Here is a 17,686-nt window from a genome sequence, read left to right as displayed (position 1 = left end):
GGCGCGGGCTGCTCGCGGCGGCCGCCGTCGACGCGAACTGCGGGGCCGTGCTGGGCACGGTGCGACAGGACTGACGGACATGGTTGTGCGCAAGATCGCCACGATATCGACGCTCGCTGTCGCGATTGCCTGCGTTCCGGCCGGAAACGTAGGCGCCGCACCACCGGAAGCCGGTGGGCAAGCCGTGAACTACACCGCGACCGCTTCCGCCGAGAGCGTGGTCGTCCGGATCGACTCCGGCTCGCTGCAGGCCGAGAACGGAGTGTTCGCGATCGCGGCGAACGACGGCACCGTGCTCGCGGGCACGCCGCTGGAATTCCGTGTCGACGACTTCGTTTTCCCGATCGCGGCCGACATCGGCGGCCGGACCGCCACGCTCACACCGTTGTTCGACCTCGAGCACGCGGCGTACCGCCCGGTCGCCCTGCCGTTCGAGGACTCGGCGCGTTGGCGCACGCCGTATGAGCGGGAGGTCGCGGCATTCACCCGGCTGAAGGACACCATCGCGACGGGCGCCGCGATCGGCACCGTCGCCGGTGGCCTCGGTGGCGGCCTGGTCGGCTGCGTGCTCGGCGGCATCGCGGGAGCGACCGTCGCGGCCGCGACGATCGTCGGCATGTTCGGCCCGTTCATCCCGGCCGCCGCCGTCGGCTGTCTGGGCGGAATCCTGGCCGTGGGGGCTCTGGGCACACTCGCCGGTCAGCTCTTCGTCACCGCGCCGATCGCCGTCGCCGCTCTGGTGCAGTACTTCACCACCGTCAACCAGCCCTTCGTCCCGTCGGCCCCGTAACTCTCCGGCTGGATCACCGAACACGTGCCGCGCCGGGTCGTCCTGCCGGGTCCCGGCGCCTCGAACTGTTTCGCCCGTCCAGGACAGGGCAGCTATGTGATGTGAGCATGCGATTGCGTCGTAGCCGACCGTACGACGGCGGACTCCGACGCGTCCGGCGTGGACGCGGGTTCGGCTATCGCACCGTGCACGGCGAACCGGTGCGGGACGACGCGACACTGGAGCGCGTCCGCGGGTTGGCGATTCCGCCGGCCTGGCGAAAGGTGTGGATCTGCGCGCACGAGAACGGTCACATCCAAGCCGTCGGCGTCGATGCCGCGGGCCGCCGCCAGTACCTGTACCACGAGCAGTGGCGCAAGGAGCGAGACGAGGAGAAGTTCGACCGGGTCCTGGCCTTGGCGGGCCGCTTGCCGGAGGTCCGCGCGCAGGTCCGGGAGGATCTCGCCCTGCGCGGCTCGGCCCGGCGGCGGGTGGAAGCGGTGGCCATCGATCTGGTGGATCGCGGAGTGTTCCGGGTCGGGGGCGAGGAGTACGCCGAGGAGCACGGCACCAGGGGAGTCGCGACATTGCTGCGCGAGCAGGTCCGGGTGTCGGGGGAGCAGATGCTCTTCGACTATCGCGCCAAGGGCGGTATCCGGCGACGAGTGAGCGTCCGAGACCCATTGCTGGCCAAAGCCGTTCGATCACTGCAGCGCGGCAGGACGGAATCCGATCGGCTCTTGGTGTATCGGGACGGCGACCGCTACGGCGAACTGCGCGCCGACGACATCAACGCGCGCTTCCAAGAACTCGCCGCCTGCGAGTGCAGCGTCAAAGACCTGCGCACCTGGCAGGCGACCGTCCTGGCCGCGGCCGCGCTCGGTTCGATGGAACGGCCGTCGAACCTCCGTGCGCGCAAGCGTGCGGTCCGGGAGGTCATGGACGAGGTCGCAGCCGCACTCGGCAATACCCCCGCCGTCGCCCAGGCGTCCTATGTCGATCCACGGGTGGTGACCGCCTTCGAGAACGGTACGACTGTCGCCGCGGCGCTGCGGCGCGCGAAGCGGGCCGGATCCCCCGACGCGGAGCGGGCGGTCATCGACAGCGCCGTCATCCGCATGCTGCGCCGGACACGGTGATACCGCGGTACCGGGTATGTGGCCGCCACCCGGTCTCGCTCATCGCTCGTCGAGTGAGGGCAGGACGGTCTCGCGCATGATCAACAGGACGGCCGCGGCGACGGGGATGGCCAGCAACGCCCCGATGATCCCGAGCAACGCGCCACCGAGCAGCACCGCCACCACGGTCACGAGCGCGGGTACGTGCACCGCGCGGCCGATGATGCGTGGCACCAGAACGTAGTCCTCGAACAGGCGCAACGCGATGAAGAACGCGACGGTCGCCACCGCGACCGGCAGGGAGACGGTCAACGCGACCAGCGCGACGATCACCCCGGCGAGCGTCGAACCGACGATCGGGATCAGGTCGAGCACAGCTACCAGCACCGCCAGCAGCAGTGGGTACGGCACGTCGAAGATGAGCAGCCAGATGCCGGTCAGGACGGCGGTGATCAGCGAGATGACCAGGTTGCCCAGGATGTAGCCGCCGACCTTGGCGAAGATCTCGTCGCCGATCAGAATGGCGCGGGAGCGGCGCGAGTGGGGGAAGAGCCGGTAGACCGAAGCGCGCACGCGGGTGAAGTTCGCCATGAAGTAGGCGGTCAGCACCGCGATGACGACCGTGCTGCTGACGATCGAGAACACCGCGCGCCCGGCGTCCAGCACCCCGGTGGTCAAGCCGGAGGAGTCCGATTCGAGTGTTCGCCGCAGCCGGTCTTGCAGGTGGAATCGCTGGTCGAGGCTGCCGATGTAGGGATAGCGGTCGGCGAGGTGAGTGACGTAATCGGGCGCGTTGTGCGCGAGTGCCTCACCCTGCGTGACCAGCGGTGGTATCGCCGCGGCGAGGAATCCGGCGAACAGGCCGAGCCCGACCAGGTAGACCGTCGTCACCGCGGCCCAGCGCGGGAACCGGGGCCGTACCAGCCGGGACACCAACGGCTCCATCCCGACGGCCAGGAACAACGCCACCACGATCAGGATCAGCGTCTGGCCCGCCGCGAGCACGGTGCGAATGGCGGCGTAGGTCACCGCGACGCCGGCGGCTCCGGTCATCCCGATCATGAACGGCGAGCGCCGATCGAAGGGACGCCCGGGTCGGCCCAGGGGGAACTCCGCACTGCGCGCACGGGCGGCTTCGGCCTCGGCGGCGACGATCGGACCGGATTCGTCGGTGCCGTGGGGTTGTGCGATGTCGCCGCTGTGTCCGCTGTCCGCGGCATCGGGGGCGGGATGTTCTTCGTCGGGAGTGTCTCTTTCGGACATACCTTCCGTCCGATCCGTGGGTGTGCTGGCCCGGTATGGCAGTGCGCGATTTACCCGCTGTACGGCCGCCCAAACACGGCGTCCGGAGCGGTGATGGCCGGTCTACGCGCCGAGGGTGTCGCACCGGCGCGGAATCGCACCGCGGCGACGGCACGCCCGCACGTCATCGGGGATCCGCGGCCCGATGGAATCGACACCGTCGGGTCGTTCGATCGGCACCAGCTGATCCCGCGCGTTCCCAGCCGTCGGCGAACACCGTGCACATCCGAAGCGGCACCCGAAAAGCGGCCTAAGCCACCGCTATAGCGCGACCTGTCACCGCATCGAGCTGCCGGAATACAAGCTGCACAGTCGGTTTCCGCATTCTCGCGTGCCCTCATCCGCCCGAATCAGCAACGTCGCAGCCATCGGCAGCCGATACTGGTGTACAGCCCGTGCACACTCGCGGTGATCCCTACGAGCCGATCCATCAGCGACGCTCCGAGAATCGACAGGATCCGGCGATGCCCAAGATCGCAAACCTGAACCCGCTGCCGATGGCCGACATCGGAGGGTCGGATCTGTTCATCCCCTTCCGCATGCCGAGCGGTGAGATCGGGTACCTGCTCGGTGACACGTTCTCCGGCGCCGAACCCGCGGTGGGAGGGCCGAATTGGCGTTCCCCGATGCTGTTGCGCAGCGGCACCCACGACATGTCCGCACCGATCGAATTCCGATCGGCGGCGCGGGATGCCCGGCAACTATGGGACTACCCGCACGACAATCCCCAGTACTCCACGGTTCTGCCCTGCGACGCCATCACCATCGGCAGCCGGATCTATCTGTGGGTGATGGTCACCCAGGGACTAGCGAACGAGCGGTGGTGCGAGATCCGGTATTCCGACGACAACGGCGAGAGCTGGACCGATACCGCCGTGCGGTGGTCGACCAGCGCCTACGGCGGTAAACGCACGATGATCTCGTGGGAACGCGGTGGCGACGGCTACGTCTACGTCATCTCCACCGGCGGACTGGCCAGGAACAAGAACATGCTGTTGTGGCGAGTACGCGAGAGCCATGCCGCGCTCATCGACCCGGCGGCCTGGCAAGGATGGGGCTGGAACGGACAGGATTGGGGCTGGGGCCGGGATCCGGGCGGCGATCCGCGTTTCGGCATCCTGGCCGACGACACGAAACTGGGCGAGATCGGATTGCGGCGGATCCAAGGGAATTGGGTGATGTCGGGATTCGACGCCGGGGCCTACGGTGCCTTCGTCAAGGTGGCCAGGAGGATCACCGACAACTGGCGCACAGCCTGGACCTACCGCCCGGTGAAAGGATCTTTCTGGGCGCCGGGCGGTCCCGATATCGTGCCGCGCCTCTATGGTTGTTATGTCCACCCGGACAGCAGGTTCGACGGCGCGTTCTGCATGATCGTCAGCGAATGGGCGGAATCCGGTAACCCGTATCGGGGTATGCAATACCGGATCTACGGAGTTCGGCCCGCCGCTGCGCTCAGCGCAAGGCGGGTCCTCAGCCGGGAACGCGCCGGTTCGTCCCGCGCAACGGATTGGCCACCGGGAAGGTGATCGCGGGCAGCGTCACCGACATCCGCACGGTCGTCCCCGATTCCGAATGGTCGATGTCGAGTTCCTCGGTCAGGGCGCGCATCATGTCGATACCGCGGCCGCGATACCCCGGATCGGATGCCCGTGGCTTCCAGCCGCCCGCGTCGGCGACCACGATGACGACGGTGTCGATGTCGCAGGTGGCCGACATCCGCACCCGGCCGGTGTCGTCGTTGCGGTAGGCGTGCTCGATGCTGTTGCTACACGCCTCGTTGGCCGCCGCGACCAGGTCGGCGGCCAGGTCGTGCGGCACCGCCGCGGCGGCCAGCCAGCCCTTCAGCGTGCGCCGCAGGGCCGCGAGCTCGTCCGCGCGCGCGGGCACGTCCAGCCGCAGCGGCGCGGGCGGCTGGCGGTAGACCACCATGGCGACGTCGTCGTCGTACCCCGCGGACGGCCGCAGGCGCGACAGCACCGCGTCGGCCACTTCGCGCGGCAGCCGTCCCGAGGTGTCGGCGAGGACCGCGGCGATCTTGGCGAACCCCTCGTCGATGTCGACGCCGCGCTGTTCGACCAAACCGTCGGTGAACAGCACCAGGGTCGAACCGGGTGTGAGCGCCGTGGTGGCCTCCGGCCTGCGCGGCGGATCGAAGGTCGCCAGCGGCACCGAGCGCCCGCCTTCCAGCAGCCTGCCGGTCCTGGCGACGTCCGCGAGGATCGGTGGCATGTGACCGGCGCTGCTGTAGCGGACCAGACCGCGCACCGGGTCCAGCACGGCGGCGCAGACGGTGGTGCACATGGCGCCGGGGATGCGAGCGGCGACGGTGTCGAGTTCGGCGAGCAGCTGCGCAGGTCCCGCGCCGCGCAGCAGCAGCGCACGGGCGGCGGTTCGCAGCTGTCCCATCACGACCGCGGCGGACAAGCCACGACCGACGCAGTCGCCGACCACGACGCCGATGGTGCCGTCGCGCAGCGGCACCACGTCGTACCAGTCGCCGCCGATCTCCAGCGGCGGCAGCGCCGGCTCGTAGTGCACCGAGAAACGCGGCGGCAGATCGATCGGGCCGAGCATGGCGCGCTGGAGGGTCAGCGAGGTGGCGCGGGCCTGGTCGAAGTTGCGCGCCCGCTGCACGGCGAGACTGAGATGACCGATCAACAGGGAGAACAGCGTCCAGTCCGCGGCACTGATCGCCCGGGGTGCGGCGAAGCGCAACCACACCGCCGCGTCGCCGGTCTCGCCGAGCGGAGCGACGATGCCCTCGGAGCTCTCGGCTCCATCCGGAATGGCCAGCAGGCTGCGTGGCGGCCTGCGTCTGGCCCGCTCCAGCAGGGCGCGCGACCCGTCGTCGAGGGACGCGGCGCCGTCGTGCGAAGTGCGGTCGGCGCCCGTGCCGGAGACGTACACCTCTGGCACGGCGTTGCGGCTGGGCCACACCGCCACCACCGCGGTTTCCGCGCCCACGGTACGGCGCAGCTCGTCGAGCCCGACGGCGAGCACTTCGACCACACTGGTGGCCGCGCCGACAGCCGTGGCGAGCCGGGACGCGGCCTGGTCGCGCGCCTGCGCGTCGTGTTCGGCGGTGATGTCGCGGAGCGTGCCGACGAAGATCCGCTCGTTGTCCTCCGGCTTGATCAGGGCGCTGGTGCTCACCGCGAGCCATACATTGCGCCCGTCGCGGTGCCGGATCGGGATGACGAAGCGCTGTGCCTCGGTACCGAGGTCGGGATAGCGCGGACCGTCCGGGCTCGACCACGGATGCGGCAGCGGATAGGGGATGCCCGCGGCGCCGTAGCCGGTCAAGGCGCCGAAGGCGGTGTTGACCTCGATGATGGTGCCCTGCGCGTCGGCGACGAAGAAGCCGTCCTGCAGCGATTCCACCAGCGCCGTGCGGAACGCGTCGCGTCCGGCCAGATCGTCGGCGCGGGTGCGCTGCTGCTCGTAGCGGCGGGTGCCGTCCAGATAGCCGCGGGTCGCGATGTCCAGCGGAACCAGGGTCTGCAACAGGAATTCCAGCGCGGTTTCCGGTAGGCGTGCCGCGAGTTCGCGGCCCTCGGTGGCCGCGTCCTTCTGTCGCTGTTCCTCCGCTTCCTGAACCACGCGGAAGTGGTTCTCCGTGAGGTCGAGCAGGCTGATGCCTTCGACCAGGGCCCGCCTGCCCAGCTCGTAGCCCTCGGCGAGACCGGCCTGGGTCGGCGAATCCATGTGCCGCCGTAGCGCATCGCCATAGTCGTCCAGGAAGTCGGCCAGCAGGGCGCTCATTTGGCCGTCCCCCCCGCACCGCGGTGCCGCGCCGCGAGCACCAGCGCGTCGTCGGTGTCCTTGGCGTGCCGGGCGAGCATGTCGGCGGTGATGTCGGCGGTGGACTTGGAAAGGTCGATGGCCGAGGCGGATTCGGTGACGATACCGTCGGTGGACATCAACAGCAGGTCACCGGGACGGACCGCGACCGACTGCGGCTGGAGGTTGGCCGGAAGGCGATAGCCGACGATGCCCGCGGTCAGCAGGACGGTGGCGTGCACCTTCAGGCTGCCCGCCGGACCCGCGGTGAGCACCTGCGATTCGACATTGCCGACGCCGAGCCAGCGCACCGTGTCGCCCTCGTCGAACAGGGCCAGCGAGATCGCCGCCCCCCGGGTGTCGGCCATCGCCCGATGGCACAACACCATCAGCACGTCCAGCGGTTCGGCGCGGTTCTCCGACAGCACCCGTGCGGCGCGATCGGCCGCGTCCGCCGCGGCGGCGCCGTGTCCGAGCCCGTCGAGGACCGCGAAGAGGACGGTACCGCCACCGGCGTCGAGGACGACACCGCGGTCACCGGAGACCTGTTGACCCGGCAGTGCGCGTCCGGCCACCGCCCACTCGATCCGGCCGATGAACCCGTCCTCATGCACCGTTCGGTACCCACTTCCACATCTCCACCAGCGTGCCGCGACCCGGCGCGGAATCCACGGTCAGCCGGTCCATCAATCGCCGGGCGCCGGGCAGACCGAGCCCGAGCCCGCGTCCGGTGGAGTAGCCGTCCTCCAATGCTCTGGCGATGTCGATGATGCCGGGCCCCTGGTCCTCGGCCTGCACCACCAGGGCCTGACGGCCCTCCCGGTCGTCGACGAGCAGACGGATCTCGCCGCTGCCCGCGTAACTGGTGATGTTGCGGGCGATCTCGGAGATCGCCGTGGAGATCATCGTGCGGTCGGTGAGGGTGAATCCGAGTTTCGCTGCCAGTTCGCGTCCGGCTTGACGTGCGGTCACGATGTCTCCGGACACCCTGACCGCGATCACCACGTTCTCAGCGGCCACTGTCACGACCGTCTCGCTGGCGACGGGCTGGGATCTTGCGGTCCAACCAGGCGAGTCCCTCTTCCAGATCGAGGGCGGTGTGCATGTCCTCGAAGGTGAGACCGAGCTGCACCATGGCGAACGCGACTTCCGGTTGCAGACCGACGATCACCGTTTCGGCGCCGCGCAGCTGCGTCATGTGCGCGATGGTACGCAACGATCTCGCGGCGAACGAATCCATCACGTCGATCGCGGTGACATCGACGATGATGCCGTGTGCCCGGTATTTGCTGACCTGTTTCATCAGGTCGTCCTGCAGGCGCTCGGTATCGGCGTCCGTCAGCGCCGACTGCACCGACGCGATGAGATACGTCCCTTGTTTGAGAATCGGAACCGGCATGTGGCGCGCCCGATCAGCGGCCGTCGCGTTCGGTGACCCGTTCGGTCACGCGGGAAACCTCGTAGCCCAGCAGCCGTTCCGCTTCTTCGATACCGCCCTGCAGGTCGCCGACCGCGTTCATCTTCGACAGATCCAGGCCGATGGTGACCAGGGTGAGCGCGATCTCCGAGGACAACCCGGTGATGATCACGTTCGCGCCCATCAGGCCGGACGCGTCGACGGTCTGCACCAGATGGTTGGCCACGGTGGAGTCGATCTGGGGGACACCGGTGATGTCGATGACGACGACCTTCGCGCGGTTGGCCCGGATGGCGCGCAGCAACTGCTCGGTGAGCTGGCGGGCGCGCTGACTGTCCAGCACGCCGATGATGGGCAGGATCAACAGCTGTTCGCGCACCTGCAGCACCGGCGTGGACAACTCGCGAATGGCTTCCTGCTGCTGCCGGATGACGCGCTCGCGCTCCTGGACGAAGGACACGGTCACGGTGTTGGCGATTCGGTTGGCGGCCGGTTCGTAGGCGTCGAGCACCTTGTTGAGGAGTTCGAAGTCCGACTGGTACTTCTCGAAAAGGCTGCGTGCGAGCACGTCGCGCAGCAGAAGCACGATGCCGATGACCTCGTCGGTCTCGACGCCTCTCGGGATGATGCGTTCGGACAGGTCCCGCGCGTACGCCTGCAGCGCTTCGACGCTACCGGTCTCGAGCACGTCGACGTAGCCGTCGTAGATCGAGGTCGCCTCGGAGAAGATCTCCTCCGGGGTCATGGCGGTGAGCAGTTGGGCGTCGGCGATGCGGCGGGCCCACTCTTCACGCAGCGCGGTGCGGTTCTGGCGCAGGTGCTCGACGAGTTGCGGGAGCAATTGATCGATCGGTCCCGCGGTCAGGGAATCCGCCGAAAGGCTCATGGACACCTCGGACATGGACTCCTGCCCCTTTCGACGGTTCAGTCGGGATCTGTGTGCATTCGGCGCGTGCCGATTCCGAGCCTAGTCATACCCCACCCGAGTCGCCGACGAAACCTGCCGGTTGTTCGCCTGATGTTCGAGTGCGGGAGTGCCTCACCGCACCGTAGCGAATCCGCGTTCCAGCGCTGCGAGCGCCTCGTCCAAATACACCGTGAGGTCCGCGTCCGCGCGGGTCAGCCAGGCGTCGAACGCGGCGCGCGCCGCCGCCAGCGTGGTCCGGCCGACGGCGAGCGGGATGAGCCCGTCCTCGGGTTCGCCGAGCCGGCTCGCAGCGAACGCGCTCACGGCGCGCTCCCAGGCGTCGTAGTGCGCGCCCGCGGTGGCGGCCAGCGCGGGGATGTTCGCGACCAACTGCATCCGGGTGCGCAGTTCCGGAACGTCCTCGGCGCGATACTTGTTGGCTTCGACCACGACTCGGCGCACCGCGGTCATCATCGGAACATCGTCAGGCACCGTCGCGAACGCGGCGCGCAGTGCGGCGACCTCATCATCGAACTGCGACCAGAGCACCTCCGCCTTGGTGGGGAAGTACCGGAAGAAAGTGCGTCCGCTGATGCCGGCGGCGACGGCGATCTGCTCGACGGTGGTCTCGTCGAAGCCCTGTTCGCTGAACAGTCGCATCGCGATCAGTTCGAGTTCGCGTTTGGTGGTGCCGCGTGGGCGGCCGCGCCTGGCCCGGTTCTCCAGCATTGTTCGATTGTGCTCGGCCGCCACGGCCCTTGATTTTGTCAGTGACTGACGATAATCTCGCCGCATGTTGGCGGATCTCACCTGGCCCGAGGCGGGCGTGCGCGCCACCGCGGGTGCGATCCTTGCCGTCGCGGTCGGCGCGACCGAGCAACACGGCCCGCATCTGCCGCTGTCCACCGACACCGACATCGCCGCGGCATTGTGCGCCCGGCTGGCCGCGGCGCGCGCGGACGTGCTCGCCGCACCGGCGATCCCGTACGGCGCCAGCGGCGAGCACGCGGGCTTTCCCGGCACGCTGTCGATCGGGCAGGCGGCGCTGGAACTGCTGGTGGTCGAGCTGTGTCGCTCGGCGACCGAAGCCTTCGAGCGGATCCTGCTGGTCAACTGGCACGGCGGCAACATCGAACCGCTGCGCCGGGCCGAGGATCTGCTGCGCGCCGAATCGCGTGACGTGCGCGTGTACCTGCCGCGCTTCGACGGCGACCCGCACGCGGGCCGCTCGGAGACGGCGCTGCAACTGGCCCTCGCGCCCGAGCGAGTGCACGCCGACCGCGCCGCGGCCGGGGACACCCGCCCGCTGGCCGAACTGCTGCCGCTGCTGCGTAGCGGCGGAGTGCGCGCGGTCAGCGCCAACGGCGTGCTCGGCGACCCGGCGGGCGCGACCGCCGCCGAGGGCGCGGCACTGCTCGATCACCTGAGCACCGACCTGCTCGACCGAACCCGGCACTGGTGGCCGGAGAACTCCCCGGAAAGGACCGCAACATGAACCCGTGGTTCGAGACCGTCGCCGAAGCGCAGCGGCGGGCGAAGAAGCGCCTGCCGAAATCGGTGTACGGCGCGTTGATCGCAGGCTCCGAGCGCGGCCAGACCATCGAGGACAATCAGCGGGCGTTCACCGAACTGGGTTTCGCGCCGCACGTGGCCGGGCCGATCGGCGCGCGCGACCAGTCCACGACCGTACTGGGGCAACAGCTTTCGATGCCGGTGCTGATCTCGCCGACCGGTGTGCAGGCGGTGCATCCCGACGGTGAGGTCGCCGTCGCCAGGGCGGCCGCGGCGCGCGGCATCGCCATGGGCCTGAGTTCGTTCGCCAGCAAGCCGATCGAAGAAGTGATCGCGGCCAACCCGACGACCTTCTTCCAGTTGTACTGGTGTGGCGGCAAGGACGCGATCCAGCAGCGGATGGACCGGGCAAAGCGGGCCGGCGCGGTCGGGTTGATCCTGACGCTGGACTGGTCGTTCTCGCACGGGCGGGACTGGGGCAGCCCGGTCATCCCGGAGAAGCTGGACCTGCGCACGATGCTGAAGTTCGCGCCGCAGACCCTGGCGCGTCCCCGGTGGCTGGCGACCTATGCGCGGTCGGGCAGCATTCCGGATCTCACCGCGCCCAACATGGCCATCGGCGACGCGCCCGCGCCGGGTTTCTTCGGCGCCTACGGCGAATGGATGGGCACGCCCGCGCCGGACTGGGCCGATGTGCGCTGGGTCTGCGAGCAGTGGGAAGGCCCGGTGCTGCTCAAGGGCGTCATGCGGGTGGACGACGCGCTGCGTGCGGTCGACGCGGGTGTGGCGGCGATCTCGGTGTCCAACCACGGCGGCAACAATCTCGACGGCACCCCCGCCGCGATCCGCGCGCTGCCGGTGCTGGCGGACGCGGTGGGCGCGCAGATCGAGGTGCTGCTCGACGGCGGCATCCGGCGCGGCAGCGACGTGGTGAAGGCCGTGGCGCTGGGCGCGCGGGCGGTCATGATCGGTCGCGCCTATCTCTGGGGGCTGGCCGCGAACGGGCAGGCCGGCGTGGAGAACGTGCTGGACATCCTGCGCGGCGGCATCGATTCCGCGCTGCTGGGTCTGCGCAAGACGAGCGTCGGCGATCTGGACCGCTCGGACGTGGTGGTGCCCGCCGGGTTCGAGCGAGCGCTCGGGCTGCCCGAAAACCGCTCCGCGGCAAGCGGTCCGGCGGACCACGCGGCCACGCCCGCCTGAGCGGTCAGTTCTCGGCCGCCGCCCGACGGTGGTGCGCGAGCAAGGTGTCGTAGATGTCGGCCAGGGCGGCGAGCTGCTGGCGATCGAGGATGTCGATCATGTGCCTGCGCACGCTCTGCACGTGCGCGGGCGCGGCGTCGGTGAGCACATCGGCGCCGAACGGGGTGAGCTTGGCAGCGGTGCGGCGGGCGTCGTCGGGGATCGGCTCACGGACGACCAGCTCCCGTTTCTCCATCCGGGTGATCTGGTGGGAGAGCCTGCTCTGCGACCACTCGAGCTTGGCCGCCAGATCGGCGAAGGTGAGCCGGTGGTCCGGCGACTCGGCCAGATAGGCCAGCACCGAGTATTCGACGTAGGTGAGGTTGGACTCCTTGGTGGAATCCCGCCCGACCGCCGCGGCGATGAGGTCGCGGGTGCGCACGAAGCCCAGCCAGGCGCGCATCTCGACGTCATCGAGCCATTGGGGATCGGTCACGACAGCGCTCCAAACTCCGATTTGTCCCAAGATCGTTCCGTGTCGCGATGTGCGGCGCGGAACGGTCCGCGCGCGGCCGGACTCGGCCGCCCGAACGCTTTCTCAGAGATGAGAGGTAGCATCACCGGGGTTGAACGTGCAACCTTTGCTGGCCAACTGTCCGAGATAGGGTTGCCTAACCAGCAGGGACGTGCGCGGCGGTGACTAGGCTCGCTGTGCTCGTGACCAGCCCGGCCGTTCGCGGTGTTCGGGCCCGTTCGAAGGAGTGCGACTGGTGACCGCGCCGGAGTTCCGTTATTCAGACCTGCTGCCCATCGGCGCGGACGATACCCCCTACCGGTTGCTCACGACGGAGGGCGTCAGCACGTTCGAGCACAACGGGCGCACCTTCTTGCAGGTCGCCCCGGAGGCGCTGCGGCTGCTCACCGAAACGGCGATGCACGACATCAGTCACTTCCTGCGTCCGGCGCATCTGGGCCAGTTGCGCAAGATCATCGACGACCCCGAGTCCAGCGGCAACGACCGCTTCGTCGCGCTGGATCTGCTCAAGAACGTCAACATCTCCGCGGGCGGCGTCCTGCCGATGTGCCAGGACACCGGCACCGCGATCGTGATGGGCAAGAAGTCCGAGGGCGTGCTGACCGGCGCCGACGACGCGGAATGGATCAGCAGGGGCGTGTTCGACGCCTACACCAAGTTGAATCTGCGGTACTCGCAGCTGGCGCCGATCACCATGTGGGAGGAGAAGAACACCGGTTCGAACCTGCCCGCGCAGATCGAGCTGTACTCCACCGCGGGCGATCCGGCGAACCCCGCCTACAAGTTCCTGTTCATGGCCAAGGGCGGCGGGTCGGCGAACAAGTCGTTCCTGTACCAGGAGACCAAAGCCGTCCTGAACCCCGCGCGGATGCTGGAGTTCCTCGACGAGAAGATCCGCTCGCTCGGCACCGCGGCTTGCCCGCCGTACCACCTCGCTGTCGTGATCGGCGGCACCAGCGCCGAGTTCGCTTTGAAAACGGCGAAATACGCTTCCGCGCACTACCTCGACAACCTGCCCACCGAGGGCTCGCTGTCGGCGCACGCCTTCCGTGATCTGGAACTGGAGGAAGAGGTCTTCAAGCTGACCCAGTCCTTCGGTATCGGCGCCCAGTTCGGCGGCAAGTACTTCTGCCACGACGTGCGGGTCGTGCGCCTGCCCCGGCACGGCGCCAGCTGCCCGGTCGCCATCGCGGTGTCCTGCTCGGCCGACCGGCAGGCGCTGGCCAAGATCACCGCCGAGGGTGTGTTCCTGGAGCAGCTCGAGCGCGAGCCCGCGCAGTACCTGCCCGAGCAGACCGACGCGATCCTCGGTGGCGACGTGGTGCGCGTGGACCTGAACCGGCCGATGGACGAGATCCGTGCCGAATTGTCCAAATATCCGGTGAAGACCAGGCTTTCGCTGACCGGTCCGCTGGTCGTCGCCCGGGACATCGCGCACGCCAAGATCAAGGAGCGGCTCGACGGTGGCGAGCCGATGCCGGACTATCTGCGCGACATGGCCGTCTACTACGCGGGCCCGGCCAAGACGCCGGAGGGTTACGCGTCCGGCTCGTTCGGCCCGACCACCGCGGGCCGGATGGACTCCTACGTCGACCAGTTCCAGGCGGCGGGCGGCTCGTTCGTCATGCTCGCCAAGGGCAACCGTTCCGCGCAGGTCACCAAGGCGTGCAAGGAACACGGCGGCTTCTATCTCGGTTCGATCGGCGGGCCCGCGGCGCGGCTGGCGCTGGACTGCATCAAGTCGGTCGAGGTGCTCGAATACCCCGAACTGGGCATGGAAGCCGTCTGGAAGATCGAGGTCGAGGACTTCCCGGCGTTCATCGTCGTCGACGACAAGGGCAACGACTTCTTCGCCGAAACGCAGAAGCCGATCGCGCTGCGCGTGCGCACCCGCTCCAAAGAGCGCGTCTGAGTCGTTCTCCGGGCCTGCCTCGGCAGGCCCGGACACGACGATGTCACCCCGATCACCGGGGCGGTGGTGCGGTCGCAGCGGGCACGCTTAGCGAAGAACTTCGTCGATTTCCGCACCGATGCAGGTCGAGGAGAGCTATGAGCACGTCCAGGCCAGTACCGACGGCGTTGTGTATCACCGAGTCGGCCGCCTCCCGGTTGGCCGATCGCGCTGCCCGTGAGGGAACCAGCTGTACCACACTGCTCGATCGGCTGATCCACGAAGGCGTCGACCAGCTCGACCACCCCGGAATCGTTTTCCGCGGCCCGCTGCACGACCGGCGCGCCGCGCTGACGGCCGGTCCGGAGGTTTGGGAAGTCGTTGCGCGCCTGCGCGAATTGGACGGACCGCTGGAACGCCGGATCGCCGTGCTCAGCGCCAAATCGGACCTGCACGCGAGCAAGATCAGGCTGGCGCTCGCGTATGCCCGCGCGCACGGCGGCGAGATCCTGGAGCGGATCGCGCGCAACAGGGAAGCGGCGGAGTCGATTCGCCGGGCAGGTGTGCGGATGACCGCGCCGCCGTCGCGTCCGAGCGCGCTGGGCGGCCCGCCGGGAGTGTGGCCGGTCCGTATCGTCTGATGCGGCCGATCTTCACATGACTGGGGAGAGAATGTGAAATTCCCGACATCTGTGGATGATTCACCCGATTCACGGGCGGCTGGCGGCGCGAGCCACGGCCGCCCGCGGTGTGTCTAAGGCTCGAAATGGTTCGCCGCGCCCGGATCGCGGGGATTCGCGGAATATGTCCGTGCTGATGCCTTGGTCCGGGTATGCCTGACATACCGGCCGAAAGGGACACATCGCCTCGCGAAAGTTTCTCGCGGAGGCTCGATCTCATCCCTCCGGTTGTCCACGACAGGGCACAAATCACCCAAAAGTCGCTTATCGGCGGCCAATTCGCGATTGGTAGCAGGTTGAATGCCGTAGTGATCCACAACACATCCACAGATTGTGGACATCACTCGTTCCAGGATGGGCGAAATGTTTGCCGCAAGAGGGCAATTGGGCGCATAACGGACATAGCAGATGGACATTATCCCAAGTTGTGGAGTTTTCTGTGGAATTCGCTGACTGTTGTCCACATGTGCGGTGCGCTGCATGTGGAGTAGTGCGCTAGTTGGATGCCCCGGCTGAAGTCGATCTTGTGTCTCACAACACGCCGAGGCGGAAGCGGACGTTTTGTCCGCCCACGCACCGTTCGAAGCCGGAATGAACTTGTTCGCCTACCCTGAACCGTACGACTATGGCAGTAGATCGATATCTGCTTCATCGGTCGGACACAGGGGGGTGAAGTGTCGGAATTGCGGCGCGAAGACCGAGTTCGGTATCGCGATCTGGTCGCTCTACTGCGGCGGCACGCAAGGGAAGTCGGTGCCGGTGCCGTGCTGCTGTTGGCGGGTACCGGCGCGGGCCTCGTGCAGCCTTGGGTGACCATGCGGATCATCGACGCGGTAGCCGGTCGGCACGCGATAGCCGGGCTCGTGGCATTGCTCATCGTGGTGTTCGTCGCACAGGCGCTGTTCGAGACCTGCGGCGACTTTCTCGTATCGCGCACCAGCGAACGAGTGGTATTCGATCTGCGTGCGCGTGTCGTCGAGCGCTTGCTGCGGGTGCGAATGCCGGCACTGGACCGTATGCGGATCGGGGATCTGACATCCAGACTGGGCGCCGATACCTCGGCGATGCGCGAGCACGCGGTGACGAGCGTGGTGCAGTTGGGAATATCGGTGGTCTCGGCGATCACGGCGTTGGCGGCCATGGTCTGGCTCAGTCCGTTCATGACCGTGGTGACCCTGGTCACCATCGCCACGGCAGGATTGCTGGTGGCGGCTGCTCTGGCGGGGATCAGAACCGCCTCGGAGAGCGCGCAGACCGGTGTCGGAGAACTCGCCGCCGACACCGAACGAGCCTTGAGTTCACTGCGAACGGTGCGCGCGAATTCGGCTGAGGACCGGGAAGCGGCTCGCCTCACCGCGAAGGCGGCCGAGGCGTTGCACAGCGGTGTCCGCGCCGCGCGCATGGAGGCGATCATCCGCCCGGCGAGTTCGGCGGCGGTCAATGGGTCGTTCCTCGCTCTGCTGCTGATCGGTGGTATTCGCGTGGCAGGCGATCGGATGGAAGTCGGTGAACTGGTCGGGTTCTTGCTGTACGCCACATTTCTGGCCACACCGCTCGCCGGCGCCATCTCGCTGCTGGGATCGATACAGAAAGGGATGGGTGCGTTCCAGCGCGTCGCCGAAGCGCTTCGGGTCGACATCGAAGACGACACCGGTACCGAGGGTCCCGCCACGCTGACCGGTCTCGGGAAGGGGCAGGCGGTGGTGCACGATGGGCGGCGCAGACCGGCCACGGTAGAACTCCGTACGCTCACCTTTTCCTATGAGTCGTCACGCCGAGCGCTCGACGAAGTGTCTTTCACGGTGCCGGGTGGCGAACAAGTCGCGTTGGTCGGTCGATCCGGCAGTGGTAAAAGCACGGTGTTGTCCCTGATCGAGCGTTTCTATGAGCCCGCTGGTGGCGTGATCCTCCTCGATGGTCACGACGTGTCTCGCCTCCATCTGCCTCCCTATCGGCGTCGTATCGCCTTCGTGGAGCAAGGCGCTCCGATCCTGCACGGTTCGGTGCGGGAGAACCTCACCTACGCTCATCCGCACGCCACCCAGCGGCAGGTCGAGCGCGCGGTCGAGCTCGCTGGTTTCGAGGATGTCCTCGCCCGGCTCGACGGCGGCATGGACGCGCAGGTCGGCGAGCACGGACAGTCCCTATCGGGCGGCGAGCGGCAGCGTTTGGCGATCGCGCGCGCGTTGCTGACCGAGCCCGACCTGCTTCTGCTGGACGAACCGACGTCGAACCTGGACCCGATCAGCGAGGCGGCTGTCTTGCGGACGTTGCGCGAACTGCGCGGACGTTGCACCGTTCTCGTGGCCGCCCACCGGTATTCGACGATTCGGGACGTGGACAGTGTCGTGGTGCTCGCCGGCGGACGTGTGGAAGCGATCGGAACCCATGACGAGCTGATGGCGTCGAGCGAGTACTACCGCGAGCTCGCGAAGGACACGATCACCGCATCCGCGTGAAGCTCCCGCACCGCCCGGGCTGCCGAGCCGGCTCCGGTGCGGCGGCGACCTGCCTCCTGCCGTGCGCCGGTCACCGCGAAAGTCCTGCGCCGTTAGCGCGGGAGCGCGTTGCGATCGGGGCATATCCGGCA

The 17,686-nt window shown here is 68.2% G+C and carries 16 protein-coding genes; 8 read left to right on the top strand and 8 right to left on the bottom strand.

Translation table 11 applies throughout. The features are described 5' to 3' along the window. Positions 1-79 precede the first annotated feature (79 nt). Entirely contained in the window at positions 80-790 is a 711-nt protein-coding gene (locus AB0L97_RS12885) for a hypothetical protein (protein WP_364428419.1), read from the top strand. Between the two features lie 107 nt (positions 791-897). Next, the gene (locus AB0L97_RS12880) at positions 898-1,908 is read left to right on the top strand and encodes a DNA topoisomerase IB (RefSeq protein WP_364428416.1); all 1,011 of its coding nucleotides are present in this window, start codon (positions 898-900) and stop codon (positions 1,906-1,908) included. A 39-nt stretch (positions 1,909-1,947) separates the two neighbouring features. On the opposite strand, the gene AB0L97_RS12875 is transcribed toward AB0L97_RS12880, so the two are convergent. Beyond that, complete coding sequence (locus AB0L97_RS12875) at positions 1,948-3,150, bottom strand: AI-2E family transporter (RefSeq protein ID WP_364428413.1); 1,203 nt, start codon at positions 3,148-3,150, stop codon at positions 1,948-1,950. 503 nt (positions 3,151-3,653) lie between these two features. On the opposite strand from AB0L97_RS12875, the gene AB0L97_RS12870 reads away from it, so the two are divergent. Then, positions 3,654-4,718, top strand: coding sequence for a DUF4185 domain-containing protein (locus AB0L97_RS12870; protein WP_356962009.1), 1,065 nt, complete (start codon positions 3,654-3,656; stop codon positions 4,716-4,718). On the opposite strand, the gene AB0L97_RS12865 is transcribed toward AB0L97_RS12870, so the two are convergent. From AB0L97_RS12865 to mftR, 6 genes are all read right to left on the bottom strand, one after another. Next, a complete protein-coding gene (locus AB0L97_RS12865) occupies positions 4,663-6,954 on the bottom strand; it encodes a SpoIIE family protein phosphatase (RefSeq protein WP_355077478.1) in 2,292 nt (763 codons plus the stop codon). The two genes, AB0L97_RS12870 and AB0L97_RS12865, sit on opposite strands and share 56 nt — an antisense overlap. Next, positions 6,951-7,586, bottom strand: coding sequence for a SpoIIE family protein phosphatase (locus tag AB0L97_RS12860; protein ID WP_355077479.1), 636 nt, complete (start codon positions 7,584-7,586; stop codon positions 6,951-6,953). Before AB0L97_RS12860 ends, AB0L97_RS12865 begins: the two co-directional genes overlap by 4 nt. Further along, a complete protein-coding gene (locus AB0L97_RS12855; protein WP_051020806.1) occupies positions 7,579-7,992 on the bottom strand; it encodes an ATP-binding protein in 414 nt (137 codons plus the stop codon). Before AB0L97_RS12855 ends, AB0L97_RS12860 begins: the two co-directional genes overlap by 8 nt. Continuing rightward, entirely contained in the window at positions 7,982-8,371 is a 390-nt protein-coding gene (locus tag AB0L97_RS12850; protein WP_039798459.1) for an STAS domain-containing protein, read from the bottom strand. Before AB0L97_RS12850 ends, AB0L97_RS12855 begins: the two co-directional genes overlap by 11 nt. A 13-nt stretch (positions 8,372-8,384) precedes the next feature. Continuing rightward, complete coding sequence (locus AB0L97_RS12845) at positions 8,385-9,290, bottom strand: STAS domain-containing protein (protein ID WP_039798458.1); 906 nt, start codon at positions 9,288-9,290, stop codon at positions 8,385-8,387. 138 nt (positions 9,291-9,428) lie between these two features. Beyond that, entirely contained in the window at positions 9,429-10,025 is a 597-nt protein-coding gene (gene mftR, locus AB0L97_RS12840; RefSeq protein WP_364428405.1) for a mycofactocin system transcriptional regulator, read from the bottom strand. A gap of 64 nt (positions 10,026-10,089) precedes the next feature. Here mftR and mftE point away from each other — a divergent pair, with 64 nt between their 5' ends. Beyond that, positions 10,090-10,791: a mycofactocin biosynthesis peptidyl-dipeptidase MftE gene (gene mftE / locus AB0L97_RS12835; RefSeq protein ID WP_364428402.1), complete on the top strand. Its 702-nt coding sequence runs from the start codon at positions 10,090-10,092 to the stop codon at positions 10,789-10,791. After that, the gene (mftD, locus tag AB0L97_RS12830) at positions 10,788-12,011 is read left to right on the top strand and encodes a pre-mycofactocin synthase MftD (protein ID WP_364428399.1); all 1,224 of its coding nucleotides are present in this window, start codon (positions 10,788-10,790) and stop codon (positions 12,009-12,011) included. The genes mftE and mftD overlap by 4 nt, the downstream gene beginning before the upstream one ends. 4 nt (positions 12,012-12,015) lie before the next feature. Here mftD and AB0L97_RS12825 read toward each other — a convergent pair whose 3' ends face one another. Next, positions 12,016-12,486 carry a MarR family winged helix-turn-helix transcriptional regulator gene (locus AB0L97_RS12825; RefSeq protein ID WP_355077485.1) on the bottom strand — a complete coding sequence of 157 codons (471 nt, stop codon included), beginning with the start codon at positions 12,484-12,486 and terminating at the stop codon, positions 12,016-12,018. A gap of 274 nt (positions 12,487-12,760) precedes the next feature. On the opposite strand from AB0L97_RS12825, the gene AB0L97_RS12820 reads away from it, so the two are divergent. The 3 genes from AB0L97_RS12820 (at position 12,761) to AB0L97_RS12810 (ending at position 17,555) form a co-directional block, all read left to right on the top strand. Beyond that, positions 12,761-14,437: a fumarate hydratase gene (locus AB0L97_RS12820; RefSeq protein WP_364428394.1), complete on the top strand. Its 1,677-nt coding sequence runs from the start codon at positions 12,761-12,763 to the stop codon at positions 14,435-14,437. 137 nt (positions 14,438-14,574) lie between these two features. Continuing rightward, complete coding sequence (locus AB0L97_RS12815) at positions 14,575-15,057, top strand: hypothetical protein (protein ID WP_355077488.1); 483 nt, start codon at positions 14,575-14,577, stop codon at positions 15,055-15,057. Positions 15,058-15,770: 713 nt separating this feature from the next. Beyond that, positions 15,771-17,555, top strand: a complete 1,785-nt coding sequence (locus tag AB0L97_RS12810) for an ABC transporter ATP-binding protein (protein WP_364428390.1) — start codon at positions 15,771-15,773, stop codon at positions 17,553-17,555. Positions 17,556-17,686: the final 131 nt, after the last annotated feature.

The sequence above is a fragment of the Nocardia sp. NPDC051911 genome, assembly GCF_040681035.1.
In the GTDB taxonomy this organism is placed as follows: domain Bacteria; phylum Actinomycetota; class Actinomycetes; order Mycobacteriales; family Mycobacteriaceae; genus Nocardia; species Nocardia sichangensis.
Note: the sequence above shows the minus strand (reverse complement) of the source record. Positions and strands in the feature narration are given on the sequence as shown.